At 62.0% G+C, this 24,885-nt stretch carries 26 protein-coding genes and 1 tRNA gene; 17 read left to right on the top strand and 10 right to left on the bottom strand.

The genetic code is table 11. The annotated features are described in order from the left end of the window. The 5 genes from ACTQ1E_RS04220 (at window position 1) to ACTQ1E_RS04240 (ending at window position 4,075) form a co-directional block, all read left to right on the top strand. Complete coding sequence (locus tag ACTQ1E_RS04220) at window positions 1–1,179, top strand: cysteine desulfurase family protein (protein WP_441564936.1); 1,179 nt, start codon at window positions 1–3, stop codon at window positions 1,177–1,179. Further along, on the top strand, window positions 1,176–1,985 hold the full coding sequence (locus tag ACTQ1E_RS04225) for a Nif3-like dinuclear metal center hexameric protein (protein ID WP_441564938.1): 810 nt from the start codon (window positions 1,176–1,178) through the stop codon (window positions 1,983–1,985). The genes ACTQ1E_RS04220 and ACTQ1E_RS04225 overlap by 4 nt, the downstream gene beginning before the upstream one ends. Then, window positions 1,982–2,701 carry a zinc ribbon domain-containing protein gene (locus ACTQ1E_RS04230; RefSeq protein WP_441564940.1) on the top strand — a complete coding sequence of 240 codons (720 nt, stop codon included), beginning with the start codon at window positions 1,982–1,984 and terminating at the stop codon, window positions 2,699–2,701. The genes ACTQ1E_RS04225 and ACTQ1E_RS04230 overlap by 4 nt, the downstream gene beginning before the upstream one ends. Window positions 2,702–2,703: 2 nt before the next feature. Continuing rightward, window positions 2,704–3,918 (top strand): bifunctional phosphopantothenoylcysteine decarboxylase/phosphopantothenate--cysteine ligase CoaBC, encoded by a 1,215-nt coding sequence (coaBC, locus tag ACTQ1E_RS04235; RefSeq protein WP_441048414.1) that lies wholly within the window; start codon window positions 2,704–2,706, stop codon window positions 3,916–3,918. 80 nt (window positions 3,919–3,998) lie between these two features. Beyond that, a tRNA-Pro gene (locus tag ACTQ1E_RS04240) sits at window positions 3,999–4,075 on the top strand. A 506-nt stretch (window positions 4,076–4,581) separates the two neighbouring features. On the opposite strand, the gene ACTQ1E_RS04245 is transcribed toward ACTQ1E_RS04240, so the two are convergent. After that, a complete protein-coding gene (locus ACTQ1E_RS04245; RefSeq protein WP_441564943.1) occupies window positions 4,582–5,562 on the bottom strand; it encodes a DUF6273 domain-containing protein in 981 nt (326 codons plus the stop codon). A 350-nt stretch (window positions 5,563–5,912) separates the two neighbouring features. Here ACTQ1E_RS04245 and ACTQ1E_RS04250 point away from each other — a divergent pair, with 350 nt between their 5' ends. After that, complete coding sequence (locus ACTQ1E_RS04250) at window positions 5,913–8,105, top strand: hypothetical protein (RefSeq protein ID WP_441564945.1); 2,193 nt, start codon at window positions 5,913–5,915, stop codon at window positions 8,103–8,105. Window positions 8,106–8,161: 56 nt separating this feature from the next. On the opposite strand, the gene ACTQ1E_RS04255 is transcribed toward ACTQ1E_RS04250, so the two are convergent. Together ACTQ1E_RS04255 and ACTQ1E_RS04260 are read right to left on the bottom strand one after the other, a co-directional pair. Then, window positions 8,162–8,305, bottom strand: a complete 144-nt coding sequence (locus tag ACTQ1E_RS04255; RefSeq protein WP_441564947.1) for a DUF6290 family protein — start codon at window positions 8,303–8,305, stop codon at window positions 8,162–8,164. Window positions 8,306–8,701: 396 nt separating this feature from the next. Then, window positions 8,702–9,208, bottom strand: coding sequence for a hypothetical protein (locus ACTQ1E_RS04260; RefSeq protein ID WP_427726763.1), 507 nt, complete (start codon window positions 9,206–9,208; stop codon window positions 8,702–8,704). A 138-nt stretch (window positions 9,209–9,346) separates the two neighbouring features. Here ACTQ1E_RS04260 and ACTQ1E_RS04265 point away from each other — a divergent pair, with 138 nt between their 5' ends. Both ACTQ1E_RS04265 and ACTQ1E_RS04270 read left to right on the top strand, forming a co-directional pair. After that, window positions 9,347–9,532 (top strand): hypothetical protein, encoded by a 186-nt coding sequence (locus tag ACTQ1E_RS04265; protein WP_427726765.1) that lies wholly within the window; start codon window positions 9,347–9,349, stop codon window positions 9,530–9,532. 100 nt (window positions 9,533–9,632) lie between these two features. Then, on the top strand, window positions 9,633–9,992 hold the full coding sequence (locus tag ACTQ1E_RS04270; protein WP_441564949.1) for a hypothetical protein: 360 nt from the start codon (window positions 9,633–9,635) through the stop codon (window positions 9,990–9,992). A gap of 328 nt (window positions 9,993–10,320) precedes the next feature. Here ACTQ1E_RS04270 and ACTQ1E_RS04275 read toward each other — a convergent pair whose 3' ends face one another. Beyond that, window positions 10,321–10,890, bottom strand: coding sequence for a hypothetical protein (locus ACTQ1E_RS04275; protein ID WP_427726769.1), 570 nt, complete (start codon window positions 10,888–10,890; stop codon window positions 10,321–10,323). Between the two features lie 21 nt (window positions 10,891–10,911). Continuing rightward, complete coding sequence (locus ACTQ1E_RS04280; RefSeq protein WP_441564951.1) at window positions 10,912–11,682, bottom strand: metallophosphoesterase; 771 nt, start codon at window positions 11,680–11,682, stop codon at window positions 10,912–10,914. Window positions 11,683–12,217: 535 nt separating this feature from the next. Between ACTQ1E_RS04280 and relB the strand changes: the two genes are divergently transcribed. Both relB and ACTQ1E_RS04290 read left to right on the top strand, forming a co-directional pair. Next, window positions 12,218–12,454, top strand: a complete 237-nt coding sequence (gene relB / locus ACTQ1E_RS04285; protein WP_441564953.1) for a type II toxin-antitoxin system RelB family antitoxin — start codon at window positions 12,218–12,220, stop codon at window positions 12,452–12,454. Between the two features lie 118 nt (window positions 12,455–12,572). Then, entirely contained in the window at window positions 12,573–12,707 is a 135-nt protein-coding gene (locus ACTQ1E_RS04290; RefSeq protein WP_441565010.1) for a type II toxin-antitoxin system RelE family toxin, read from the top strand. A gap of 280 nt (window positions 12,708–12,987) precedes the next feature. Here ACTQ1E_RS04290 and ACTQ1E_RS04295 read toward each other — a convergent pair whose 3' ends face one another. From ACTQ1E_RS04295 to ACTQ1E_RS04305, 3 genes are all read right to left on the bottom strand, one after another. After that, window positions 12,988–13,272, bottom strand: a complete 285-nt coding sequence (locus ACTQ1E_RS04295) for a hypothetical protein (protein WP_441564955.1) — start codon at window positions 13,270–13,272, stop codon at window positions 12,988–12,990. Window positions 13,273–13,281: 9 nt separating this feature from the next. Continuing rightward, on the bottom strand, window positions 13,282–13,512 hold the full coding sequence (locus ACTQ1E_RS04300) for a hypothetical protein (protein WP_441564957.1): 231 nt from the start codon (window positions 13,510–13,512) through the stop codon (window positions 13,282–13,284). 161 nt (window positions 13,513–13,673) lie between these two features. Next, on the bottom strand, window positions 13,674–14,453 hold the full coding sequence (locus ACTQ1E_RS04305; protein WP_441564959.1) for a DUF6273 domain-containing protein: 780 nt from the start codon (window positions 14,451–14,453) through the stop codon (window positions 13,674–13,676). A 376-nt stretch (window positions 14,454–14,829) separates the two neighbouring features. Here ACTQ1E_RS04305 and ACTQ1E_RS04310 point away from each other — a divergent pair, with 376 nt between their 5' ends. Next, a complete protein-coding gene (locus ACTQ1E_RS04310; RefSeq protein WP_441564961.1) occupies window positions 14,830–15,078 on the top strand; it encodes a hypothetical protein in 249 nt (82 codons plus the stop codon). A gap of 2 nt (window positions 15,079–15,080) precedes the next feature. Continuing rightward, window positions 15,081–16,514 carry a hypothetical protein gene (locus ACTQ1E_RS04315; protein WP_441564963.1) on the top strand — a complete coding sequence of 478 codons (1,434 nt, stop codon included), beginning with the start codon at window positions 15,081–15,083 and terminating at the stop codon, window positions 16,512–16,514. Between the two features lie 510 nt (window positions 16,515–17,024). Here ACTQ1E_RS04315 and ACTQ1E_RS04320 read toward each other — a convergent pair. Continuing rightward, window positions 17,025–18,011: a DUF6273 domain-containing protein gene (locus ACTQ1E_RS04320; protein ID WP_441564965.1), complete on the bottom strand. Its 987-nt coding sequence runs from the start codon at window positions 18,009–18,011 to the stop codon at window positions 17,025–17,027. A gap of 162 nt (window positions 18,012–18,173) precedes the next feature. Here ACTQ1E_RS04320 and ACTQ1E_RS04325 point away from each other — a divergent pair, with 162 nt between their 5' ends. Further along, the gene (locus ACTQ1E_RS04325; protein ID WP_441564967.1) at window positions 18,174–18,476 is read left to right on the top strand and encodes a hypothetical protein; all 303 of its coding nucleotides are present in this window, start codon (window positions 18,174–18,176) and stop codon (window positions 18,474–18,476) included. Window positions 18,477–18,488: 12 nt separating this feature from the next. Here ACTQ1E_RS04325 and ACTQ1E_RS04330 read toward each other — a convergent pair whose 3' ends face one another. Continuing rightward, complete coding sequence (locus ACTQ1E_RS04330; RefSeq protein WP_441564969.1) at window positions 18,489–18,677, bottom strand: hypothetical protein; 189 nt, start codon at window positions 18,675–18,677, stop codon at window positions 18,489–18,491. A gap of 226 nt (window positions 18,678–18,903) precedes the next feature. Between ACTQ1E_RS04330 and ACTQ1E_RS04335 the strand changes: the two genes are divergently transcribed. The 4 genes from ACTQ1E_RS04335 to ACTQ1E_RS04350 are packed head-to-tail and all read left to right on the top strand — an operon-like array spanning window position 18,904 to window position 24,876. Continuing rightward, a complete protein-coding gene (locus ACTQ1E_RS04335; protein ID WP_427795894.1) occupies window positions 18,904–20,364 on the top strand; it encodes an ATP-binding protein in 1,461 nt (486 codons plus the stop codon). A gap of 1 nt (window position 20,365) precedes the next feature. After that, window positions 20,366–21,016 carry a hypothetical protein gene (locus tag ACTQ1E_RS04340; RefSeq protein WP_441564971.1) on the top strand — a complete coding sequence of 217 codons (651 nt, stop codon included), beginning with the start codon at window positions 20,366–20,368 and terminating at the stop codon, window positions 21,014–21,016. 3 nt (window positions 21,017–21,019) lie between these two features. Next, window positions 21,020–24,295, top strand: coding sequence for a helicase-related protein (locus ACTQ1E_RS04345; RefSeq protein WP_441564973.1), 3,276 nt, complete (start codon window positions 21,020–21,022; stop codon window positions 24,293–24,295). After that, window positions 24,292–24,876, top strand: coding sequence for a hypothetical protein (locus tag ACTQ1E_RS04350; protein ID WP_154516409.1), 585 nt, complete (start codon window positions 24,292–24,294; stop codon window positions 24,874–24,876). The genes ACTQ1E_RS04345 and ACTQ1E_RS04350 overlap by 4 nt, the downstream gene beginning before the upstream one ends. The last annotated feature ends 9 nt before the right edge of the window (window positions 24,877–24,885 follow it).

The raw sequence follows: 24,885 nt of genomic DNA on the forward strand, positions 1-24,885 counted from the left end.
ATGACCGCAGGTCAAAACCGCATACCCGTGAATCTTGACTATGCCGCCTCGACGCCCATGCGCGCCGAGGCGCTCCTTGCGCAGCGCGAGTACGACGAAAGCGAGCTTGCAGGCGTCAACCCCAACTCGCTGCACTCGCTCGGCCGCAAGGCTGCCGCACGTCTGGAGGTTGCACGCCGCGAGATCGCCCGCAGCTTTGGCGCGCGCGTTCGCCCGTCCGAGATTGTCCTAACCAACGGCGGCACCGAGGCCAACCAGCTGGCGCTCCTCGGACTTGCCGAGGGTGCTCGTCAGCGCGATCGTAAGCGCAGCCGTGTGATCGTGTCTGCGATCGAGCATGATTCGATCCTGGACAACCTGCCGCTGCTGCGAGCCGCGGGCTTTACCGTCGACTTGGTGCAGCCCTGCCGTGCGGGCCACATCGAGCCTGCCGAGCTGAGCGACTTGTTGGGCGACGACGTCGCGCTCGTGAGCATCATGGCCGCCAACAACGAGACCGGTGTGGTACAGCCTATTCGCGAGCTTGCCGCGGCTGCGCACACCGCGGGTGCCCTGTTCCACACCGATGCCATCCAGGGCTATCTGCATATTCCGCTCGATGTGACCGAGCTGGGCGTCGATGCCATGACCGTTGCAGCACACAAGATTGGCGGCCCCGTAGCCTCCGGCGCGTTATACCTAAAAAGCCGCACGCCGCTGCGCCCCCGCATCTTTGGCGGAGGACAGGAAGCCGGACGTCGTGCCGGCACGCAGGACCTGCGCACGCAGCTGGCCTTTGCCGCTGCCGCCTCGTCTCTGGCGCCCCATGTGGCTCAGGAGCGCGAGAAGCTGCAAGCCCTTTCCGACAAGCTCTACGCCACGCTCACGGCCCATCCGCGCATTCACGCCACCATGGGCGACTACACGCAGGCCGACCGTCTGCCCGGCATGGTTTCGATCTATATTGACGGCATGGACTCCGAGGAGCTCATCATCAAGCTCGACGCCTCCGGTTTTGAGGTTTCGGCCGGATCGGCTTGCTCGAGCGGCAGCATGGACCCGAGCCACGTACTCAGCGCCATGGGCATTGGTCGCGAGCAGGCGCTGGGCGCACTGCGCATCTCCTTCGATGACCGCGTGAATCCGGCCGATCTGGACGACTTTGCCCAGACGCTGCTCACGATCGTAGGTGCCGCATGATCGTCGCCGAACTCGAGCGCGCCCTGCTGGCACGCTATCCCAAGACGGACGCCGAGCCCTGGGACCACGTAGGCTTATCCGTTGGCGACCCCGACGACGAGATCCGCGGCGTTGCCTGCGCGCTTGACGCTACCAGGGACAACGTGCAGCGCGCCTTGGAAGCCGGAGCCAACGTGTTACTCACGCATCATCCCGTCTACATCAAGGCGCCCGAGTCGTTTTGCCCGCCCAGCGCAACGCGCCCCCAAAGCAGCGCGGCGCTCTACGAGGCGGCCCGCTGCGGGGTGAGCATTATCTCGCTCCACACCAACCTGGACCGCTCGCACGAGGCGCGTGCCTGTCTATGCAAGCTGCTGAACGCCGTGCCCGATAGCTCGCTGGAGCACGTGGACGACCCCGAGGCCTGCGGCCTGGGCGCGCTTGCAACACTCAACGACCCGTGCACGCTGCGCGATCTTGCCGCCCGTGCTGCCACGGCCTTCGGAAGCGACCCACGCGTATGGGGCGATGCCGAGCGCCCGTGCCGCACCGTCGCCATTCTGGGCGGCTCCCTCGGCGACTTTGGCGAGCTTGCCATCGCCGCCGGTGCGGATGTCATCGTGACGGGCGAGGCGGGCTATCACGTGGCGCAAGATCTTGCCTTGCGCGGGCTGAGCGTGATCTTGCTCGGCCACGACCGCTCCGAGGAGCCGTTCGTGGATATCTTGATGAACTCCGCGCTTGCCGCCGGGGTCGACCCCCGTCATGCGATTAAAATACTGAACCCTTGCCAATGGTGGACTGTGACAAAAGGAGAGAACTTATGAGCGCCGGCGCTACGCTACTCAAGCTGCAACAGATCGATTTGGAGCTCGCCCGCAACAAGAGCGAACTTGCCAATATGCCGGAGCTCAAGGAGCTCGCCTCAAAGCGCAAAACCTATGTAAAGCTTAAGTCCGAAATGACCAAGCTCTATGCTCAGCGCAAGGACCTCGACATTGAGCTGGACGATCTCAACACCACCGAGATCCAGACCAACAACGCCATCGAGGCCGCCAAGAAACGCCACGTCGACGGCTCTGACTACCGCGAGATCCTGGATCTGGAAAACGAGCTCGCCACCCTGGCCAAGCGCCTGGACAAGATTGAGCACACCCGCAAGGATGTCGTTGTCGCCCACAAGGAGGCGCTCGACCGTGAGGCTCGCGCGCAGGCCATCATCGCCAAATTCGAGGAGGGCGTAAAGGCCGACACCAAGGCCGCCCGTGCCAAGGCCGCCGACCTCCAGGCCCAGATTGATGCCTCCACCAAGGAGCGCGCCGCGCTTGCCGCCACGCTGCCGACCGACGTGCTCGCCGACTACGAGCGTCTACTCAAGCAGTTCCGTGGCCTGGCCGTCGAGACCATCAAGGGCAACATCCCCACGGTCTGCCACACCGCGCTGCAGGCGTCGTCCATGAGCGACCTCAACCACGACGGTAGTGAGATTACGCACTGCCCGTACTGCCACCGCCTGCTCGTGCTCCCCAACAAGGAAGCCTAACAATGACGACGGCACCCGACAATTCAATGCAACTTGAGGGAAAAACGATCCTGCTGGGCATTACCGGCGGGATCGCCGCCTATAAGTCGTGCAATATCGTGCGCCTGCTGCAAAAGCGCGGCGCACGCGTCAAGGTCGTTATGAGCGAGCATGCCACGGAGTTTGTGGGCCCGCTCACCTTTCGCGCGCTCACGGGCGAGCCGGTCGCCGTGGGTCTGTTCGACGACCCCTCCGACCCCATCCACCATATCTCGCTGGCGCAGGAGCCCGACTTGGTGGTCGTGGCGCCCGCGACGGCCAATATCATCGCCAAGATGGCCAACGGCATCGCCGATGACCTCATCTCCACCACGCTGCTTGCCACGCCGCGTCCTATCGTGGTCGCGCCGGCCATGAACAATGGCATGTGGAAGGCGCCGGCCACGCAGGCCAACATGACCACGCTGCGCGAGCGCGGTGTCCACGTTGTGGGTCCGGGCAGCGGCTACCTTGCCTGCGGCGATGTGGACACGGGACGCATGAGCGAGCCCGAGGACATCGTCGAGGCCGTCTGCAAGCTGCTCGACCCCGCTCCTCAGGACCTTGTGGGCAAGCGCATCGTGATCACCGCCGGCCCCACGCACGAGCCGATCGACCCCGTGCGCTTCATTGGCAACCGGTCATCGGGCAAGATGGGTATCGCCCTGGCGGGGGAGGCCGCGCGCCGCGGTGCCGCCGTCACGCTCGTGCTAGGACCGACATCGCTCGACGTTCCCCGCGGTGTAGCGTGCGTGCGCGTACAAACCGCAGCGGAAATGCTCCAGGCTGCGCTGAGCGCCTTCCAGACGGCCGACGCGGCCATTTGTGCCGCCGCCGTCGCCGACTACACGCCTGCGGCCCCGGCGGACCATAAACTCAAAAAGGCCAACGAGCGCCTGGATCGAATTGAGCTCGTCGAGACCGTTGACATCCTGGCCGAGCTCTCACGCCAAAAGGGCGATCGCCGTGTGATCGGCTTTGCGGCCGAGACCGATAACGTCGTGGAGTACGCGCAGCGCAAACTCGTGCGCAAGGGTTGCGATGCCATTATCGCCAACGATGTCTCGCGCGCCGATTCGGGCTTTGGGACCGATACCAACAAGGCCTGGATAGTGAGTACAGCGGGCACGCAAGAACTTCCCGTTCTAACAAAACCCCAGCTCGCAGATACAATTTTAGACTTGCTTCAAAATTTGTAAAAAAGTTCTTGCACAAGGACAAAGTTTCGGGTTACTATACTCCCTGTTGCGAGCGAGAGCAGAGCAACAAACAAAAGCTTCGGGACGTGGCGCAGCTTGGTAGCGCACTTGACTGGGGGTCAAGGGGTCGCTGGTTCGAATCCAGTCGTCCCGACCAGAAGTTTGCAGGTCAGGCACCTAGTGCCTGACCTTTTTTGTTTTAAGCAATTGCTTAATTTTGATTAAGCAACAGGGTGCCAAAAATCTACCTGCGCGATAATCGCCTTTTGCGGCTACTTGCGCGTTTTGCATGCGCCTGAGCCGATTTATTAACGCGTTATGATTCTACATACGCGCAGCAGGTACACGCCGAGAACGGGCGGCATTTATCGCGGCGATTTACACAGATATAGCGACTGTAACGAACAAGCGTGTCGCTGTATTTATTCCATTAGTTCACTTGATCGGTGGACAAGTGGGCTGTCGCGACGAAACGCCAACCAGGATGGGCTCTATACGATGACGCCGCAGGGGTAATGGCGGGAGAGTGCGGCAGGAGCTCTGAGAGCCGCTTTATGAGCCCGTTTTTCCTCAACCCGACTACCTTCTGCCATGAACCTCAAATCGTTCGTGGAGTTGCCAAAAAAAGCCCGCACGGGGTTGCGCGGGCTTTGCACTAGACAGCTAGAAACACCAAGCGGGGCAGACGCAAGTCGTGCCCGTCGCGCTGGAGGCGTTCGATGGCTCGCCGTTGTACCCGACATAGAGGAAGTACGCAGAGTAGCTCGGATGAACCGAGCGCTCCCACCAACCGCTACCAATCAGCAAACAAGCGTTGACTGAATCACTATTCGTCACCTTGCCCCTGAATGCCTCGTACTCGGTACCCTCGGAGGAGGTCCAGGGATAGCCGGATGCCCAATGGGAGGTGGGGACGATCTCGGAGTAGCTGAGCAGGAACAGCTTGTCCGAGGTAGCCGTCACGGCGGCGTTCTTGTTCGCGTTGCCGCCCCCGACGTTGTTCGTGAGCTTCTTGACGGGTTTCACCTTGGACTTGAAATCGCCAGGCATGAGGTTCCAGATCTCGCCGGAGTTCATCTTCTGGCGCAGCTCCGACTTTTCCCATCCGCCGGCACTGGTGTCGGTCGCGTTCATACGGGACGAAATAATCGCCGAGGTGGTGAGGAACGTCAGGCCCGCCTTGCCGGAGTCGTCCGCGAGGTCGTCGTGGTTGATGCCGATGATGCGGTACTCGAGCGTCTTACCGTTAGCCAGCTGCATCGAAAACTTGGTGCCGGCATCCATAGCGGCCTTCGCCTTGGCATAGACGACCGAGGACGTGCCGTTCTTCGCGATGTCGGTGGCCGCCGCCTTTTGCTCGTCGAGCCTCCAGTCCTTCGCGTCCTTGCTCGCGACCGTCTTCATCGCCTCGCGGTAGGCCTTCTCCTCCGCGCTCATGAAGTTGTCTCCGTCAGTGCCGGAGTCGACCGTGTTCGTCACCTGGTTGAACTGGTTTCGGATGCCGCCTGCCACGCCGGGTCCCGCGAACACAATCACCAGGCCGACAACCGCGATAATCAGAACGTATTCGATGATAGATTGGCCTCGGAGGCGAGCCGTTTTACGAGCGACCCCTCCCCGAGGCAAAAATGCCGCTGCATGCATATGCGACACTCCCTTCGCTCAGGGCTTGTAGATACATCGCCGAGCGTAGGACTATTCCAAATATTTGCACCGGTCTTGCCGAAGCGGCAACGATGACGGTAGGGGAGAAAACCGAGCGTCTTGAATGCAGTCAATTGCCCTCTCAAAGCCTCGCACGGCTGCACCTTGTCGATATAGAGGCGATTGTGGGCGCCACCCTTGTACCGCCCAATGTTCGACAATCTTGCTCGAGTTTCCCGCGCCGGGTCTGGCAGCTGAACCAAAGGCATAAAGACGCATGGCTATAATTACGCTCGTATGAGAAACAACGCGATTCGAACTGTCTATCCGCCCACGAGAAAGAATCGTCCATGAGCATATTCGACAAAGGCTTCGACCCGCTGCAGGAGATGCAGAGGGCCACTAAGACTGCCGGCGAGGCGGCAATCAAGATTGCCGAGGGGGCATCTGGGATGGCGGTTGCGACAGGCGCTGCGGTCGCGGACGCGGCTACAACGGCGGGCGCGGCGGTCGCAGGGACGGTGAGCGGCGTGAAGGCCGCCCTCGACGAAAAAGAGGCCGAAAGGCTTGATGCGGAGAAGGCAGAGTACGTGCCCAAGGTGCAGGAAGCCCTGAGAGCGATTGAGGGCTCCCGAGCACAAGAGCTACTCGACTCATTCCAGGAGTCTCCGCTTTCGTTGACGGAAGCCAATGCCGCCAAGGTGAAGTCAGCCTTCCCGATACCGAGGGAACAGACCGTTGTCTGGGCCGACGCCGAGTTCGACCTCAGGCCCAGCGGCATCGCCATGACCGAAAAGGGCGTCTACATCAAGGCAGACGCCGACGCGTTCGCCGTCCCGGGGAAGGAAAAGAGACAGTCTCGCCTTTTCTACTTCGAGTGGGCGTACTTCGAACCCGGCCCCTTCGCCTCCGACGGTGAAAGCAACCTTGCGCTCACCGTCGACGAAGCGTGCCGGGGCCAGTTCGTATCCCGCTGCCGAGCGCTCCGCGGCCTCGAGGATGACCGCGCCGCCGTCATCGACAGCGGGCTTGCCACGGTGGACGATACGGCGGTCAAAGCCGCAGCAGTCACGGCGGCGGCAACCATCAACGGCAACGGGGAGGTCTTCGTTGAGCAACGGGCCGCGGTCAACAACCCTGCGGGCCACGGAGAGCTTGCCGAGGAGGCGAACAGCATCATCGACAGGCTCCAGGGCCACCAGGCCGAGATCCTAGGGAGGGACAACGCGAAGAACGGACCCGACCGGAGTGTCGACGGCGTTCTGATCCAGACCAAGTACTACAAGACGGCACGCGGTTCCCTCGAGGCATGCTTCGATCCGAGCAGCCATCAGTATCGCTACCTCACAGAAGACCGCACGCCGATGCAGCTCGAAGTCCCGAAAGATCAGTACCAGCAGGTGCTCCGCGGTTTTGAGAAGAAGATTAGCCAAGGCAAGGTCCCCGGCGTCAGCGACCCCAAGGACGCCGAGAAGATCGTCCGCAAAGGCAAGCTCACATACGACCAGGCGGTGAACCTCACCAAGCCGGGAACGATTGAATCGGTGACCTATGACGCCGCGACCGGCGCGGTCACATGCTCCTGCGCGTTCGGCCTGTCGTTTCTGGCGACGACGTTCATGGCGTACAGGGAGACCAAGGACATCACCGGTGCCGTCCAGGCTGGCATCGCCGCCGGCGTCCAGGTGTTCGGCTTGTCCTTCGCCCAGCATATGGTCGTCTCGCAGCTCTCCAGAGCGGGGCTTTCCAATGCTTTGATGGCGCCCAGCCAGGCGTTGGTCGGCAAGCTCGGATTCAAGGCGTCCGCCACAATCGTCAACGGCCTGCGCGCCCTTACGGGCAAGACCGCCATCAGCGGGGCGGCCGCCTCCAAGCAGCTCGCGAAGATGCTAAGGGGCAATGCCGTCTCGGCAGCGGTGACCCTCGCCGTGTTCTCGGTCCCCGAGACCTACAGGCTCTTCCAGGGCAAGGCGAGTGGAGCCCAGTACGCCCAGAACATGGCATGCCTCGCCACCTCGATCGCCGGGGGAATCGCCGGCGCCACTGCGGCAGGAGTCGCGGCGGCGAAGGTCGGTGCCGCGGCCGGCACGGCGGTGTCGCCCGGCGTGGGGACCGTCGTCGGCCTCGCGGGCGGCATGGTCGGCGGAACGGTCGGCACGGCGGCCGCGGGCGTAGTCGGCGGGATACTGTTCGAGGGCGACAGCGCGTCTTTTGGGCGGTACTTCAACGCCATGGTGTCGTGCATGGCGGTCGAGTACCTGCTCGACGGGCATGAGATGGACGAGCTGCTTGCTGTCCTAGACGGCGTAAAGCCGGAGGAGTTCAGGGCGCTGATGGAGGAAACGCTCCCATCGCAGTTCCAAGAGGCGAAGGTCCGGGCGTTCCTTGTTCCGATGTTCGATGAGATCGCGTCGCGCAGAGAGCGCTTCGCGCTTCCCACCAGCAGGCAGATATCCGACGCCCTTGTCAAGTTCGAGCAGACGATGCGTGTTGACGATCAATCGGCCTCCGCTGCCATGCGCACGACCTCCTCCATCGGGTAGCGGGTACTATCATCCCCTTCCAAGGCCTCGTTGTAGGCCTCGATGGCCGCCATGTCCTAAGCCTTCTCGAGCGCGGCCCTTCTCACGAACTCGGGAAAAGACATGCCCGCGGCGTTCGCATAGCCCTGAATCAAGGCCCTTTCGCCCTCATTGAACTTGATCTCGCACATCGCCATGGTCGCTCCCGTCAACGCCGTCATCGAAGTGAATCCATTATCCACCCACCGCGTACGCCCTGAACTCAAAACAACAAGCAGGATGGACGCTATACGAGGATGCCGCAGAGGTAATGGTAGGGGAGTGCGGCAGACGCTCTAAGAGCCGCTGTATGAGCCCATTTTCAACAACTCGATTGCCTGTGCCAAGAACCTCAAATCGTTCGTGCGGTTACCAAGAGCCACCTGCTGCGTGAAGGTGATCTGGTCCCGGAGCGTGTCCGCGGTCGCGCGAGCTGCGGCGAGTTCGACCTTCGCGGCCGGCAGTTTCTTGACAATCGGGATCAAGATGACAGGGGCAGCCTTATACCCGAGCTCTTAGAGCACCGAAGTCATCGCACCGACGGCGACAGGCTTCCATTCCGGGCATCCACCGGACCCCTATGCGGCGGCCTCCCGGTCGGAGTCGTCGGACTGCTTGCCGTATATGGTCGCCCGGCGCATGGCTGCCGCGCTTTTGGCGCATGCAGCGGACACCCCGAAACCGTCCGATATAGCGCACGTCCATGCCTCCTCGCCATCTGTATACGCCTGCTTCACCTCATCTTCCGCGCCGATAGCTGCCAGTATTTCCAAAATCTGTGCTGGATTCTCTTCATGGACAAGGATATCCCGGAGCGGACGGGAGTCTTCTACGGAATCCAGCACATCGAGAAGATGTTTCTGCTGAGACTTATACTTGCCGAGGTTAAACGCGATGGTGCCATACACACTCTTGCCGAACCTCGTAGAGTAGGTGTTGCCGCCAGCGTCGTCATTGATGAGCGCGCTGAGATCGCCTGCCGTCATATTTATTAAGTCCAACATGTCATTTCCTTTCGATATGGGGGTTGTTTTACCGCTTCGGTTGATGCATTGGCCGTCTTCTTGCGGCTTGAAGCGGCTCATAACTTACTATACCCAAATTTTGTCTAGACATAACAGATATAAAGTAGCCATAATAGGGAAGATATTCATGTATAGTATTAAGCGTATTTCTTGGTTGGTTATGTGGTAGCCGCCGGACGCGAGACAAAAGGAGCGACGATGAGCACACGTGAGGGGCTGGCCCAGGTCAGCATGAACGTACCCGATAAACTCTACTGTGAATATAAAAAAGTCCTGAAATCAAGAATCCCGAAGAGCAATACGACACGAGACTTTACCCATCACATGCTCGACGTCGTAAACGCCGCTCGCGCAAAGAAGGGAGAGGGGCCATACGAAGATTAGAGGCCGGTGCGGCGAAAGCCTCAAGGAAAGGAGATTGCTGACATGGATGTGATCGCCGGCAGGCTGAATGACGACGAGCTGTATACGCAGGGGTTTATCTATGACGAAGACTGGACCTAGCCCCACCACGGACGAGGAAATCGAGCTGTCCTGTGCCGCCGCCATGCTTCGGCTCGACCGTGTGGAGGTGCAGGCGGTGGTCGAGGATGCCGAGCGCGTAGGCATCTCGATTTACGCCCAGGCGCTCACGTTGTGGTTTCTCGGAGGCGCCGCCGCCGCACGCTATCCAGGACCCACCGAGAATGTGCTCCGGTTCTCGGAATGGATCCTCTCGGGCCGCGGGGCGCGGGAACATATCCGCACGCCGCGCGAGAATGAGCCCGTCGACGATTGGGGGACCCATGAAACTTCGCCTCTTCCCAAGGCCAATCAAGAAGATGACCGTCGATGTGAGCCTTGAGGCCCACATCGCCCGCTTCGGTTTCATCCCATGGGGCCTCCCGTCACTTCCCGACGATGCGGTCGTCGGGACGGTCGAGGAGGCCATGGAGACAGGGGTTCCCTGCGAAGACGAGCCACTGCCGCCCGGATGCATCCCGTGACCGCCTGCAGGAAAGGATTATTTTGGCACTGGGTTTTGGCTCTGGGTTTGCATTGTGTCGGGGGTTCACTTTTTGGGTGCCGTACAGCATGGCGACCGGCGTCATCGAGTCAGCTGGCCGGCGACGCCGGCGGTCGAATTGACTTGAGCACCAAAAAGGGATCCAGCCATCTGGCTGGATCCCTTTTTAATCATAGTCGCCATCGTAGACGAAACCCTCATCCAGGATTTCGTTCATGTAGCGGATTGCCTTCTCGACCGGCCAGTCACCCTGGGCGAGGCCCCAGATCGGCACGGACATGGTCCCGAAGTAATTCACACCCGTCTCGAGAAGGAGCTCCCGCGCTTTCTCGATGTCGGCTCGGAGGAACGCAGACGGGATGAACGCCTGATAGTAGATATCCATGTTCTCCGTGTCCACGGCGAACAGGCCCGCCCGTACCCTCACATCGTTCAACGCATTCGAGAACTCGGTGAAAGCCGCGCACGTGTCGGGTGTCACGACTCTGGGCGACGGAAACGTCGTGGCCATCACGCCGCCGTCCAGGACCCTCATCGAGATCTGCAGGGAAATCCGAGGGTCTTTAATGACGAAATGGGCCTCGTCGTCGGCGAGGACCTGAACCGGCTCGCCGTTCGGGCCGGTAGCCCAGCTCCCGTATACCCTGAGGTATCTTCTGTCGAGTCCGGCCTGATCGCGGGCGATTTTCTCCACGATATCTCGGTCCGTGGCCCTGCCTCCGACTAAGACCTCCATGATGGATACCTCCCCTGCGCCCTAGTGCCGGCCCAGCCCCGGACCCGAGTACCTGCCGGTCTCCGAGTCGTAGGTCAGCACCGCGACCTCGCCGTTCTTCATGACGTTCCCGTCGATGTAGTAATGGCTGGTCCCGTCATGCCAGATACCGCGGTAGCCCGCGATGCCCGAGACCGCCTCGGTGTTGACGTGCCCGGCGATAACGTCGAGGTCGAAGTGCTGCCCGACATACATCGGGGGCATCGACGTGAAAAATTCCCCAGGAGTTCCGGGCTTCCACCAATCGACGCCCGCCTCCTCGTAGATGCCGGCATGGACGAACACCTGCCCGAACCCAGATTCCCAGTAGTACGGGAGCCCCCCGATCCACCTGAAGACGGTCCCGTGGGCTTTCCTCATGCGCCCCACCGTGTAGCGGTACGCCTCCTCGAAGCGCTTCAGGACGAGGAGGTGCCGCACATGCTCGAACTCATCCGGCTCGAGGAAGGACCTCGCGGTCGCCAGGTTGCTGTCAGCGAGCTTCCACGCCTGCGCGAAGTCGGGGTCGTCAACATTGGACATGTACTCCAGGAGCTGCTCCTCGTGGTTTCCGCGCAGCGCGATGACGCGCCCGCCGTAGCGCTCCTGGAGCCCCATGACGGTCCTGAACACCCCGAGCGAGTCGGGGCCCCTGTCGCAGTAGTCGCCGAGGAGGACCAGCATGGAATCCTCGGATTCCATGTCGACAGTCTCCAGGGCCTTCAGGAACGGCTCAAGGCATCCATGGATATCCGACATGCAGTAAATGCGCATACATCTACCTCCTCAGGATTAGCGTCTGGTCGCGGGCGCCCGCTCGCCAAAGACAGAGTACCGCTCTGTCAAACGAAGCGCAGCCCCCAGCGTGAGCAATTTCAGTATAGACGCTCATCAGGACAGCCGAGGACACTTAGAACGCAGGAGGGTGCCACGATGTGGCCTCATCATTCGAAGCGGCACCCCGTCCCAAAACGCATGCCGTCCGGCACGACCGACAGCCGAGCCTTGCGCCCCGTTCGAGCAGTGCCAGAACCCCGTGCTGGGACCCACGCAGCCGATAGCTGGGGAATTTAGCCGCGGCCATCGAGGAGCCGACCTAGGGACGGCGCCCTCAGACCTCGAAGGATTTCCGCCGCCCCTTACAGGCCTAGATTGATTTAATGGTTGATTCAATCCGGCTGAATAAGCCGAGCGTGTGCCGGTTGACATAATGTAAGGTAAACGAGCAGATTCGGCCGCACACCGGTGCGGGGTTCGAGTGATGTGATAGAAAGTAATACACGCATTGCATCTAGCAAGGAGGCGCATCATGGCAACCGCCACCGCAGCGCTGAGAATCCCCGAGGACCTCGCGAGCAGGTACGACCGCCTGGCGAAGTCGACGGGCCGCACGAAAACCTTCTACATGACAGAGGCCCTCGCCGCCGAGATAGACAGGCTTGAATACGAGTACGGCCTCATGAAGAAGGCCGAGGACTTCCGATCCGGCAGGCTTGAGACCGTGACGCTCGACGAGCTGGAGGAGAGCCTCGGCCTGGCGGATTGAGATCGACAGGGACGTCCAGCGGTCGATGGGGAAGCCGGACAGGCAGGCTGCGCGGAGGACCGTCGCGAAGCTGCGCGAGATCTCGCAGCTCGAAGACCCGCGGAGCATGGGCTGAGGCCTGACGGAGAACAAATCCGGCCTCAGGCGCTACCGGGTCGGGGACTACCGAATCGTCGCCGACATCGAGGACGACGTCCTCGTCATCCTCGCAGCGGATGTCGACCACCGCAGCAGGGATTACAAGCGGGGATAGGAAAGTAGCCGGCGACGGGGACGGCGGAGTAATCCGTCGTCGGGATTCGCCGATCGAAACTCCATGTCGTTGCCGCAGCGGTAAGACCCCATCCGGATTATCACCCGGATTTGCCTTCTAGTGGATATGTCAGATGACGGACACAGGAGGCAGACCGTGGGCATCAGAAGGAAGTAATTGATATGGGGCGGAGATTTTCTCCGCCCCATATCGTTCTAATGGGATTTATGCCGATTTGAGGATGTTCACGGCCTATTCGATTGCGGCTGAACGCAGGAACTCAGACTTCTTCATGCCGCTCGTGGCGGCCCGTCAGGGTTCCCGCCCAAGAGCCGGATTCATACTCTGCGCACTCGCGCTCAATGTCCTCGTTCGTGATCACGATTCCGTTTGCAAGCCTGAACTCCATCGGTGACCTCTCCCGCTCGCCGCCTCGAGCTCCTTCAGCGTCTTCTTGCTCGGCGGTGACACGCCGTCGCACCTTCCCGATGTAGGGGTTCGGAACGCTGTCGGAGAAGTCGACGTTCTCGGGAATCTTATCGGTGCTTACGTCATTTCCTATCATGGATACGCCCTATTGCTCCTCGACGAACCCGCCGTTGAGATAGTACTTGTGCAAGAGGTCGTCCCTTTCCACGGACAATTCCCTCAACGTGCCGTGGAGTTCGTCCATATAGCAATCAAGCAAACGACTGTCGTTCTCCCAGGCATCCAGGAAATCGCGGATGCACTGAGACGAGTCAGCGGGAACCTCGAAGCCCCAATCCTCGGGCTCCTTGATCTTATATCCCTTGATAGTCCTCATGGCCCTGCTCCTCTCCATGCGCCTGTCTGCGGTTACCCATACGGTACTGGAGAGCGCGGTACTCTAGTATTCTACCGTCGCGGTACGGTGATACCGGCTGAAGCGCCAAAAGAAAAGCCCGCGCGGGGTCATGCGGGCTTACCAGCTAGATGCAGATAGGGCTAGAAGCAGAAATCAGGTCTGACACTATTATTAACAGATGAATATGCGGCTTCCAGCTTTGTTTGACTCGAATGCGTAAGGCCTTTTCCCGCCCAACTATTATCAAGGGATCGCATCATACCAGAATCCCAGATCTTAGCGTACTGTTCGCCCTCGTTCTCAAGCCAGGAATAATCGCTTAGGCTCGATACGGGATCACCATAAAGTTCTCGATAGGAAGGAATAAAAACTCGGTCTTCAGTCTTCGAGACAGAAGCCGTTTTAGACATACCGTTATCGTTGTTTGTCCACTTAATTACTGGAACCAGCTTCTGCTTATAGTCTGTTGGGAACAGCTTGAACAGTTCGCCATTGTTGAGATTGCTCCTCAAAGGTGACTTATCCCATGGGCCACGAGCATCTATACGTCCATCAGCGAGTTCCTGATCGAGCTGTAGCGTCAGACCGGCCTTGCCCGAACCGTCCGCGAGGTCATCGTGGTTGATGCCGATGATTCGATAGGTCACAGTCCTGCCATCAGTGAGCTTCATCGGCCACGAAGTGTTCGCGTCCATGGCGGCCTTGGCTTTAGCGTATACGACCGAAGATGTGCCGTTCTTGGCGATGTCGGTGGCGGCCTTCTGCTCATCGAGGGTCCAGTCCTTGGCCTCCTTCTGGGCTACGGTCTTCATCGCTTCCTTATACGCCTTTTCCTCGGCGCTCATGAAGTTGTCTCCGTCGGTGCCGGCGTCGACCGTGTTCGCCACCTGGTTGAACTGGTTTCGGATGGCACCGACCACGCCGGGTCCCGCGAACACGATCACAAGGCCGATGACCGCGATAATCAGTACGTACTCGATAATCGATTGCCCTCGGAGACGGGTCGTTTCAGGAGCGACCCCCCCCGAGGCGAAAATGCCGCTGCATGCATATGCGGCTCCCTTCGCTTAAGGGTTTGCAATACGAGCCGAGCGTAGGGCTAATTCAGATTTCTGCACAGGTCTTGCCGCAGCGGCAAAGAGTAATTAGCTCAACGTCTGCGCAGCTTAACCTAACGCTCGCACAATCGAATTTGTTGCTCAACAAATTCGCAGGTGAGGACAGTAGAATTGGTGTTATCGGAAGTGACGGAGGACCGCCGGTGTCGAAGCGGGCGGTCGAGAAGAAAGGACGGAAATGAGAATGCTGGAGCTGATAATCCTCATCCTGCCCCTCCTGGCAATCGTCGCCAACATCTGCGGCGTGGCGGAGCTTGTCAAGATCGCCAGGGCCAAGGGGCATTACACCAATGGCGCGGGAATCCTCTGGTTCATCGGCCTTTTCGGCACGGCGCTCATGGTCGGCCTGATCGTCTGCGCACTGCCAGACCGAGCGGCGCCGGCGCCCAGCGCAAAAACGGATGAAGATGCCCTGCCCGAGGTGTAGACATGTCGAAGTACAAGATCGTCTACCGCGACGCCAACCCCTCCTGGCAGGAACTCTGCCCCGTCAGGGTACTGGCCGTCCAGGTCTCCAGGGACACCGAGACGGGAGCCTGCTTCCTCCAGACAAAAATCGTCAACGTATCGACGAAACCCATCGGCCGCATAGAGTTCACGGTCGGACTCGAGGGCGAGGGAGGGGAGACGGAGACCGTCGACTTCTCGCTCCTAGATGCCGACCTGCCCGCCGGCGAGGTACTCAGGCCCAAGGCAGTGAGAATCAAGCTGTCTGTTATCACCGGTTCGCGTGCCGTTGTGACCCGAGCGGACGGCGAGACGTCCTTCGGAGACCCGATCGACATCGATAGCCCCGCGCCACTCGCACTCACCGGGGTCGAGGAGTCGGAACGCGATGTCCTGCTCTCCGAGATGGGGGCCGATACCTTCAAATGCTCAGGCGTCCATTCCGAGCACGATGGATGGTGGCAGTGCGGCTGCGGTGCGGTGAACCTCAAGCGCGATACCTGCTGGAACTGCAGTGCCGTGTGCGAGAAACTGGCGGATCTGGAAGATCCCGCGTTCCTGGATGAATCCAGAAGGGACAGGGTCTACAAGACGAGCGTCGCGATACTCGAGAAGGGCAACAGGAAGGAAGCTGAAGCCGCCAAGGAGAGCCTCGAGAGGCTGGCCGAGCAGGGCTACGGGGATTCGGGCGAGAAGGCAAGAGAGGCCGGCGCGAAGATTGCGAACCTCTCGAAAAGGAGGAAGAAGATAGCCGTCGCGGCTGTCGCTGGCATCGTCCTGCTTGCCGTCATGGTCGCCATCTCGCCCCTGCCGTCCATGCTCGAAGCGCGGGCGGACATGAAGGCGGAGCAGGAGACAATCGACAGCAAGTCGATTGGGCAGACCGTCGAATTCGGGACCTATTCGGAAGACCTTTCGACCTATAAGGGTACCTCAGTCGCCGGCAGACCGATCAGATGGATCGTAGTCGACAAGGAGGACGGACGGGCCCTTCTCGTAACCCAGAAGTGCATCGACGAGATGGCGTTCGATACGCAAGGCGACGCAATCGATTTCAAGTCCAGCTCGCTATACGACTATCTGAACGGCAGCTTCAGGGATTTCGCCTTCAGTGATGTCGAACGGGGCCTCATCGATGGAGACGTCACGATTCTCAACACCTCTCTCCTTTGCGAACCCGCGCTATCGGACGATTTTCGGTACGCAAAGTCAGTGAAGGACGACAAAGTTAAGGACTGGTGGACCTCTACCGTCGAGAAGTACGGCGGCAGCTCTGACTATAGAGATTTCTACTATGTCGGGCAGCCCCTAGCCAATTACGTGTGCAAGTGGGGCGATATCAAATTTGGCGATGACGGGAGCGAGCAGGATGAAGTGCTCGGAGTCCGCCCCGCTATCTGGGTCAAATTGAATTAGCAGTCGGTTTTCCCATAGGTTGAATAGCGAAGGCGGCTCCCGAATCATCGGGAGCCGCCTTCATGCGTTCACTTGAACTTGTATATTGCCATGCCTTGGGAAGGATTACGGCGGGTGCGTACTTGTTGAAGTCGCTATGCAGTGTATTCGGGCCGATGTTCCAGTCGGAACAATCCAGATGGAGACTCCGGTACCGCTCGAACATTCCCGTTAAGTCATATGCAGCACCGAAATCGCACGTGGCACAGAGACCAGTTACGTCAACATCCGCGTCCGGAACGAATCGAAGCTGTATCCCGTTCAAAAACTTATGCCGTCCGGCACCCCAAAAGCACTCTCTCAATGCCGTGCAAATCGAGTGCCCAAACCCAGTGCTATAACCTACCGTCATCGCATGTTTGAAATTCAAATATGAGGCGAGACGATCAAGATGACGAGCCAATACAGTTTCCATAATCACAATCGCCAAAAGAAAAGCCCGCGCGGATTGCACGGGCTTAGGAGTTGGAATTAGAAGGAGAAAGCGGGGAACACGTAGTCGGTGTACGCCGCGCTGCCGTCGCCCCAGTTACCGTTGCTATAGACAATGCGGAAGAGCGCGGAGTAGCTCGGATCCACGGAGCGAGTCCAGTGACCGAGACTCGACGAAGCTCCGGAGCAGTTCGACGTCGTCACGCCCTTGGAAGCGTAATACTCGTACTGGGTGCCGTCGGACTGGAGGTCGCCGTAGACCTCGGTCGTAGAGAGCAGGAAGACCTTGTCCGTCGTGGCCGAGGGGGCGCCGGGGCCCTTGCCGCCGCCCTGGTTGTCGGTCATCTTCGTGACGGCCTCCATCTTGGACTGGAGCTCGACCGGCAGGAGCGACCAGAGGTCACCGGTGTTGAGGCGTCCGCGCAGCTCGGAGGCCTCCCAGCCGCCGGCGTTGGTGTCTGTGGCATTCATTCTCTGAGAAGGTAGGGTAGGGCTGGTCGTCTCGAACGTCAGGCCCGCTTTGCCGGAACCATCGGCCAAGTCATCGTGGTTGATGCCGACGATGCGGTACTCAAGTGTCTCGCCGTTCGTCAGTTTGGTAGAGAATTTCGTCCCCGCGTCCATGGCATCCCTGGCCTTGGGGAACGCGACCGAGGCGGTTCCCTTCTCGGCGATGTCCTCGGCGGCCTTCTTCTGGTCCTCGAGCGTCCAGTCCCTCGGGTCCTTGTCCGTCACCGACTTCATGTCTTCGAGATAGTCCTTCTGCTCCTGGTCGGGCGTATTGCCGCCGGACCCGCCGCCCGAGGTGCCGCCGAGGCCCGAGCCGCCGCCATGGATGCCGCCGGCCAGGGTATTCGCCACGCCGGCGAACTGGTTATGCACGGCCTGCGATACCTGCGGTCCGGCGAAGACGACGACGAGCGAGATGACGGCGATGATCAGGACGTACTCGATGGTAGACTGGCCCCGGAGGCGAGCCGCCCTACGAGCGACCCCCCCCCGAGGCGAAAATGCCGCTGCATGCATATGCGGCTCCCTTCGCTTAAGGGTTTGCAATACGAGCCGAGCATAGGGCTAATTCAGATTTCTGCACCGGTCATGCCGCAGCGGCAACCGCATCGACGGTCAACCATCAAGATTGCGCTACTATAGAACACGCGTTCGTTATTGATTCCAAAGGAGTGCTGCATGGAGCATGGCGAGAAGTCGATACGTTTAGTCACAGCCCTCGTCGAATGCCGCCCCGATGGTGAGTACGTCCCCTGGGGAATCAAATGGTACGACGGCACCGTCTACCCGTTCGACCGTATCGAGTCCTACAGCCCCCGCTCGTGGGCGCTCGGCAGGAACAGGCAGTCCGAGTCCTGGCGATTGGTCGTCGGGGACGGGACCTGCCGTGACATCCGCCATTACGGGAACAGCTGGTACGTGGTCCACGACCCCGACGACGATACCCCCGCGGCGCTTCCGAAACGGGGACCATGTAAATAGCACCAACGGACATCAATCCTGCCGGCTGCCGACGATTGCCACTGCAAGCATATCCGAAAGTCTTGAAATCTGCCCAGACGCGTACTCGACTATAAGCTCCGGCTCGGCCATTTCCCCGTGGGCGGCCGCCTCGAGCGCCGAGGCGAGTCCGCGCATCTCGTGGCAGACGTCGTAGACCCTGCCCTTGGCCCGCTCGTCCATATTCTCACCTCCCTTCGGTTGGAAACGCGATAGACCATACTTCATCTGGCGCACCCCGGGCACGCCCGGAACGCGACCGTTCGCCAGATAGAATTTGTTGCTCAATAAATCGAGGGGCGCAATAAGTAAACTTATGGCGTATGGCAACGAATGCGGGGCTTGCGGCGCGACTGCGCCCGCCGGCCCCCGACGATTATTTCCGGAGGTCCCCATGGGGAGTCGCACGGTGAAGAACTACCCCTCGCCGCGCCTGATGGCGAACATCGGCGCGACCAACCAGTCGGTTCCCGAGTCCATCGGCGAGCTGGTCGCGAACTGCTTCGACGCTAGGGTGGGAAATGAGAAAGTCGAGGTCGCCGTCGTGCTCGGCGACGACAAGATCAGCGTCATCGACAACTGCAGGGGCATGACGGGCGACATCCTCGAGAAGGCGGTCTGCATCGCCGAGGACATGTCGCGCCATCTCGAGCGCGGCGAGGACGCCAAGGGCCACTTCGGCATGGGCTTCAAGGCCGCGTGCTCGGCCCTCGGCGCGTACTACGAGATCTTCACGCGTCCGGTCGGCGAGGACACCGAGTACCACGTCGCGTTCGACATCAACGACTACAGTCGCAGGGACTCGGGCGCGGACGCCTGGGACGTCGTCATCGAGGACAGTCCGGTCGACGGCACGGGCGTGCTCGCCAGGGTCCCCCACGGCAGCGCATTCATCATCAGCCGCCTGAGGAACCCCGACCCGATGCCGGGCGCCATCGTCAGGTACCTGGGCGCCGCCTTCAAGGGACACCTCGAGACGGGCGACCGCATCGTGCTCGTGCAGGGGCGCGACAGGACGGAGATCGAGCCCGTCAGCTACAAATACCTGCCCGGTACCAAGGTCGATATCGACACCGCCTGCGGGCCGAACGGCAAGTACCGCATCACGGGCTGGATGGCGCTCAGCGACCAGACGCACAACGACGGCATGTACGGCTTCAACATCTACCGCCACGGGCAGCTCGTCATGCCCTGGGACAAGTCCTGGTTCAAGGCGCACCTCATGACGAGCCGTATCATCGGCGACGTCGAGCTCGGCTTCATCGACTCGACCTTCTACAAGCAGGGGCTTCAGGAGACGCCCGAGTGGAAGCTGGTCTCCAGCTACATGAAGGAGTACCTGAAGACCCTCGTCGCGGGCTCGCGCCACCTGTCTCGCTCCGGCAATGTACACGACGCGCAGGAGGTCCGAAGGGTCGCGGAGAGCCTCGCCGAGCAGTACGGCGGCGAGTCGATCCTGCCCGATGACGAGCTGACCGCTCCCGTTGAGGAGAGCACCGCGGCGGACACGGCGGGCATCAACACGACGGTGCGAAACGTCGTGACCGAGAGGTCCCTCGAGCTCGAGTCGGGCCTCACCGTCAACATCACGATCGTCAACAGGGGCAGGGGCAGCGACGTCAACGCGCCCTTCGACTACATCTACGAGGAGGGCGACGACGACGGCGACCCCTCGGCGCTCCAGGTGATCGTCTACGAGGACCACCCGCTGTGGAAGAAGAAGGTCAGCGACGAGGTGAGGCAGGTTTTAGCGGCATCCGACGCCATCTACCGCGTGCTCGTGGAGAAGCTGTCCGTCGCCCCGGCGGAGGCGACCAGGATGCGCAACGACTGGGTCGCGGTACGCTGCGGCATGAAGGGAGAGGAGTAGCATGAACAGGCTTGATGCGCTCGAGTCGATCAAGAGGGCATGGGACGACCCCGGAATGCCGCTGGACGAGAGGGCTTCGTCCGTCTCGTCCGACTTCTACTCGGCGGGACTCGACCTCGGCACCGCCGCGGCCTATATCAACGCGACGCCGTCCGAGCTGGAGGCGCTCCTCGAGCTGGGCGGCCTAGACGAGGACCTCCTCTCCGAGATCGCCGCCGCGAACCCGCCGAGGACCGCGTGGACGTTCCTCAACTGCGCGAGCGAGGACGAGGCGAGGCGCTCGCTGGAGGCGCTGACCGCCCAGCGCGGGCGGGATTCCCGCGACCGTATGGATGCCGCCGAGGCAATGTACCGCTCCATGGTCGCCATCGCGGAGCCGACCGCCGACCAGAGGGTCGCGGCGCTGTCCGGCGCCGACATCAGGCACGCCCTCGAGAAGGCCAGGCAGTACAAGGCCGACGACAAGTTCATGGTCAAGTTCATGACGAGCGTGGCGGGGCAGAGGGGCAGGGGCAAGGTCCTGTCCGACAAGCAGTCGAGCAAGCTCCGCGAGCTCCTCGAGAAGATCGCGGACGCGGGCGCGATATGCCGCGACAGCATCGACGGCGACGCCGACGCCTGCGACCGCATCCTCGACGCGCTGGGAAGGTAGCGCATGCCCCGCGACCAAAGGCGGGAGGGCTTCCCCTCCCTCGGCATCGGATACGTCTACACCGGGCACGGCAGCAGGCTGCTCTCCGAGTTCCTCCTGCCGCTGCTCGGCGCGGCGAGCGAATACGACCGGGTGACGAGCTACTACACGCTCGACTCCCTCATCGCCATCTCGGCGGGGGTGGAGAGGCTGTACGCCCGCGGCGGCCGCATGCGCCTCATCGTCGGCATCCACAGCGTCCCCGCTGAGCTCACCGCGGCGGCGGACCCCGCCGAGCCGCTACGCGCCGAGGCGGAGCGCATCGGCCGCGAGATCGGGGAGGGGATCCTCGGCCTATCCGACGCAATCCAGCGCGAGCGGCTGGCGACGCTCGCGTGGATGATCGCCGACGGGCTTCTCGAGGTGAGGGCCGCCGCCACGAACGATGGCGGGCTCTTCCACACGAAGCTGTTCCTGCTGCGGGACGCACAGGGCAACTCCGTCATCGCCTCGGGGAGCGCCAACGAGACGCGCTCAGGGCTCGGCGGAAACTACGAGACAATCATGGTGCAGAAGTCCTGGGAGACGCCCGGCGTCGAGAAGGTCTGGCGCGGGGTCTTCGAGGGCCTGTGGGAGGGTTCCGCCGAGGGCGTGACGTCCTGCGAGATAACCCAATCGGTCGCATCCGCCATCGAGCGCGGATTCGGCGGGAACGTTCCCCGACCCTGCGCGTCGCATTCCGCGGACTCGGAGGGCGCCATCGCGGCGGCGCGTAGGATGCCCTCGTACTTCTTCGTCTCCGGTGACATCCCCGGACTCTTCCAGCACCAGGAGCGGGCGGTCGTGGACGCCCTGTCCCGCTGGCCCGTCAGGGTCCTGCTCTCCGACGAGGTGGGGTTGGGGAAGACGTTCGAGGCCGCGGCGGCCATGGCCTTCATGGTCAGGTTCTGCGGGGTGCAAAGCGTGGTCATCCTCACGCCCAAATCCGTCCTCTCCCAGTGGCAGTCCGAGCTGCGCGACCGCTTCGGCATAGAAGCGTGGCTCTACGACTCCACAAGGGGCCTATACGTTAGCGCGGACGGGACCGAGCGCCCGCAGGCGGGAAACCCCCTAGGGGCCGGCCGCCCGGACATAGCCTTGGTCTCCGCCCAGTACGCCCGCGGGAGCCGCCGCAGGCCCGGCTGCCTCGAGCGCGACGACGCGGTCCTTCCGGACCTGCTCGTCGTGGACGAGGCCCACGCCGCCCGCGTCAGCAGGCAGGCGGGCGGACGCAAGAAGACGACGAGGCTCTACGACATGCTGGAGTCCGTCTGCGCCCAGATACCGCACGTGATCCTCGCCACCGCCACGCCGATGCAGAAGGAGGCGTCCGAGTACCACGCGCTCCTGCGGCTTCTCGGGCTGCCGAGGAGATGGAGGAAGGAAAGCCGCTTCCTGGGCTCCCTCGAGACGATCGCGTCGAACGCGGCGCCCGACCTCACATCCGCAGCAGAGTCGGCAAAGCTGCTCCTGTCGACCCTCGACGAGATGCGCCCCGACCTCTCCGAGCTCGGCCCCGCGTCAAGGGCATCGGTGGCGGCGCTCGCCGGCATCGACCGCGCCGACTCCATCGCGCTCGCCGACTACGTCCAGAGGAACTGGCGCGCGGTGCGCGAGGCACTCACCATGCTCCACCCCGCGCACCTGCTCACCGTCAGGAACACCAGGCGCTCCTTGGAGGGGGTCGGCTACCGCTTCCCGAGGCGCAACCTGCATGCCGTGTCGCTCGACGGCCAGCGCGAGGTCATGTCGTTCTACAGCAGGGTTGACGCATACATCTCGAACGAGTACTTCTCGATCGAGGAGGCGATGCACCCCGGCAGGAGGAACTCCACCGGATTCACGAGGGTGGGCTACCAGCAAAGGATCTCGTCCTCGCTCTGCTCGTGCTACAGGAGCCTGAAGCGCAGGCTCGCCAAGCTGAATTCAGTCAGGGCCGACCTTTCCGGAACGGCGGACCCCGATTGGGGGATCCTCGCCGACCTCGGGCTCGACCTCGACCCGGATGACGACTCCGACCTGTTCGAGGACGGGGATGCCGCCTCGGCGGACATCCCCGGCGACCTCGACGGCCTGAGCGCGGCGAACGTCGCCGCCACCGCGTCCATCGAGGCTGCGGCCATCAGGCCGCTGATCGAGGAGGCCGAGGGCCTCATCGAGCGCGGGCTCGACATGAAGGTCAAGAAATCGGTGGACATCGCCCTCGAGAGCCTGGCGGCCGGGGACAGGGTGCTCCTTTTCTCGCGCTACACCGACACCGTGGACGCGCTGGCGGGGGAGTTCCGCGGCCGCGAGGACTCGGACGCCTACACGTACGGCATCTACAGCGGCTCGGTATCCGAGATCCACCGCGGGGACGACGTCCGCGCATGCGCGAAGACCGAGATAACCGACGCCCTCAGGCGCGGCGACCTCAGGCTGCTCATCTGCTCCGACGCGGCATCCGAGGGCCTCAACCTCCAGGCGGCACGCGTGCTCGTCAACGTCGACGTCCCGTGGACGCCCTCGGTCCTCGAGCAGAGGATCGGACGCGTCGCGCGACTCGGCCAGAGGGCGGCCGAGGTGGATATCTACAACGTGTGGTACCCCCGCAGCGTCGAGCAGCGGATGTACACGAGGATCCAGGAGAGGTTCCATACCGCCAACCTCGCGGTGGGCGAATTCCCCGACGTCGTGGCCACGGAGATCCGCGACGCCATCCTCTCCGGCTCGCCCTCCATCGATGAAGGGATGGAGTCGCTGCTCGAGCTCAGGAACTCCGCGCAGACGAGGGCGCTCGAGAGGCTCTTCGCCGGCGGCGGGGAACCGGGCGAGACGGCATCGGACTCCATCCGCTCCGCCCTCATGGACGCGGCGGAATCGTCCTTCGCCCACACCGACCTCGGCGCGGGCCGCATGAGCTTCTCGCTCGCGGGCGGCGGCGAGGTCGAGCTCACCGCGGAGGTGGGATGCGACCAGACGGTCTCGCTCTCGTCCGCCCTATGGAAGGAGAGGGACTTCGGAACCGACGGCCTAGCGGTCATCAAGGACCCTGACGGCCGCCCCGCCGCCTTCTCTTCGGCCGGCGACCCGTCGCGCCCGCTGGACAACGCGGTCCTTACCGACATCCTTGTGGGCAGGGATTTGGTGGCGCGGGCCGGTGACGGCAAAAGGCCCGAGACCCTGCCGGACCCCTCCGCGCTGTCGATGGCGTTCGCGTGCGGCGAATGCCCGCCGAGGCCCGAATTCTGGAATCACGAAGCAAGGGAAGGAGAGATATGAGACTTCGCTACACCGCCGCGCCCTGGGCCGCGCCCGAGTTGACCCCCGAGGCGGCAGAGCTCGCCGACATCCTCGCGGACGACGTCTGGTCCGAGTCGTCCGTCGAGTTCTACGCCGAGCGCGACGCCAAGATACGCCTCGGAAAGAGGGCCCCCAAGGGGATGCAGAAGACCCTCAACGCCGTCATCGACCGCAAGCTCACCGAGGCGGGCTGGCTTGGCGACTCGGGATACTACGTGAAGGGCTCCACATGGGCCCGAATAACCTTCAGGCACCAGATGAGCATCGGCTCCGATTTCCTCGATGCCCTGAAGGTCTGCAAGAAGCAGGGGATGGAGCTCGCCGTCATCATCGCGGCGAACCGCGAGACGCTTGACGTGATAACGCCCAACGACGCCGCGGCGCTCGTCTCGTTCGAGAAGCTGCGCTCGCTGGCGCTCGACCTGGACGGCGCCATGGACATCCCCCTGCTGATAGGCGAGCTGACCCCGATGACCTTCGCGCCCTCGGACATCGATGCCGAGATACGGAAATACCGCCCGCGCGACACGACGGTGTCCTCGGAGTCGCTTCCCTCGTAGACGCCCCGA

Origin of the sequence: Collinsella sp. LCP21S3_C7, from assembly GCF_052118485.1 — a bacterium.
GTDB lineage: Bacteria > Actinomycetota > Coriobacteriia > Coriobacteriales > Coriobacteriaceae > Collinsella.

Bases quoted from the DNA above. Each gene is read 5' to 3' on its own strand.
- ACTQ1E_RS04300 (WP_441564957.1), bottom strand. From the start codon at position 13,512: ATGAGGACTATCAAGGGATATAAGATCAAGGAGCCCGAGGATTGGGGC.
- ACTQ1E_RS04350 (WP_154516409.1), top strand. From the start codon at position 24,292: ATGAGACTTCGCTACACCGCCGCGCCCTGGGCCGCGCCCGAGTTGACC.
- ACTQ1E_RS04245 (WP_441564943.1), bottom strand. From the start codon at position 5,562: ATGCATGCAGCGGCATTTTTGCCTCGGGGAGGGGTCGCTCGTAAAACG.
- ACTQ1E_RS04225 (WP_441564938.1), top strand. From the start codon at position 1,176: ATGATCGTCGCCGAACTCGAGCGCGCCCTGCTGGCACGCTATCCCAAG.
- ACTQ1E_RS04310 (WP_441564961.1), top strand. From the start codon at position 14,830: ATGAGAATGCTGGAGCTGATAATCCTCATCCTGCCCCTCCTGGCAATC.
- ACTQ1E_RS04270 (WP_441564949.1), top strand. From the start codon at position 9,633: ATGACGAAGACTGGACCTAGCCCCACCACGGACGAGGAAATCGAGCTG.
- ACTQ1E_RS04345 (WP_441564973.1), top strand. From the start codon at position 21,020: ATGCCCCGCGACCAAAGGCGGGAGGGCTTCCCCTCCCTCGGCATCGGA.
- ACTQ1E_RS04230 (WP_441564940.1), top strand. From the start codon at position 1,982: ATGAGCGCCGGCGCTACGCTACTCAAGCTGCAACAGATCGATTTGGAG.
- ACTQ1E_RS04255 (WP_441564947.1), bottom strand. From the start codon at position 8,305: ATGACGGCGTTGACGGGAGCGACCATGGCGATGTGCGAGATCAAGTTC.
- ACTQ1E_RS04280 (WP_441564951.1), bottom strand. From the start codon at position 11,682: ATGCGCATTTACTGCATGTCGGATATCCATGGATGCCTTGAGCCGTTC.
- coaBC (WP_441048414.1), top strand. From the start codon at position 2,704: ATGACGACGGCACCCGACAATTCAATGCAACTTGAGGGAAAAACGATC.
- ACTQ1E_RS04330 (WP_441564969.1), bottom strand. From the start codon at position 18,677: ATGGACGAGCGGGCCAAGGGCAGGGTCTACGACGTCTGCCACGAGATG.
- ACTQ1E_RS04250 (WP_441564945.1), top strand. From the start codon at position 5,913: ATGAGCATATTCGACAAAGGCTTCGACCCGCTGCAGGAGATGCAGAGG.
- ACTQ1E_RS04265 (WP_427726765.1), top strand. From the start codon at position 9,347: ATGAGCACACGTGAGGGGCTGGCCCAGGTCAGCATGAACGTACCCGAT.
- ACTQ1E_RS04320 (WP_441564965.1), bottom strand. From the start codon at position 18,011: ATGCATGCAGCGGCATTTTCGCCTCGGGGGGGGGTCGCTCGTAGGGCG.
- ACTQ1E_RS04275 (WP_427726769.1), bottom strand. From the start codon at position 10,890: ATGGAGGTCTTAGTCGGAGGCAGGGCCACGGACCGAGATATCGTGGAG.
- ACTQ1E_RS04325 (WP_441564967.1), top strand. From the start codon at position 18,174: ATGGAGCATGGCGAGAAGTCGATACGTTTAGTCACAGCCCTCGTCGAA.
- ACTQ1E_RS04315 (WP_441564963.1), top strand. From the start codon at position 15,081: ATGTCGAAGTACAAGATCGTCTACCGCGACGCCAACCCCTCCTGGCAG.
- relB (WP_441564953.1), top strand. From the start codon at position 12,218: ATGGCAACCGCCACCGCAGCGCTGAGAATCCCCGAGGACCTCGCGAGC.
- ACTQ1E_RS04220 (WP_441564936.1), top strand. From the start codon at position 1: ATGACCGCAGGTCAAAACCGCATACCCGTGAATCTTGACTATGCCGCC.
- ACTQ1E_RS04340 (WP_441564971.1), top strand. From the start codon at position 20,366: ATGAACAGGCTTGATGCGCTCGAGTCGATCAAGAGGGCATGGGACGAC.
- ACTQ1E_RS04260 (WP_427726763.1), bottom strand. From the start codon at position 9,208: ATGAGCCGCTTCAAGCCGCAAGAAGACGGCCAATGCATCAACCGAAGC.
- ACTQ1E_RS04295 (WP_441564955.1), bottom strand. From the start codon at position 13,272: ATGATAGGAAATGACGTAAGCACCGATAAGATTCCCGAGAACGTCGAC.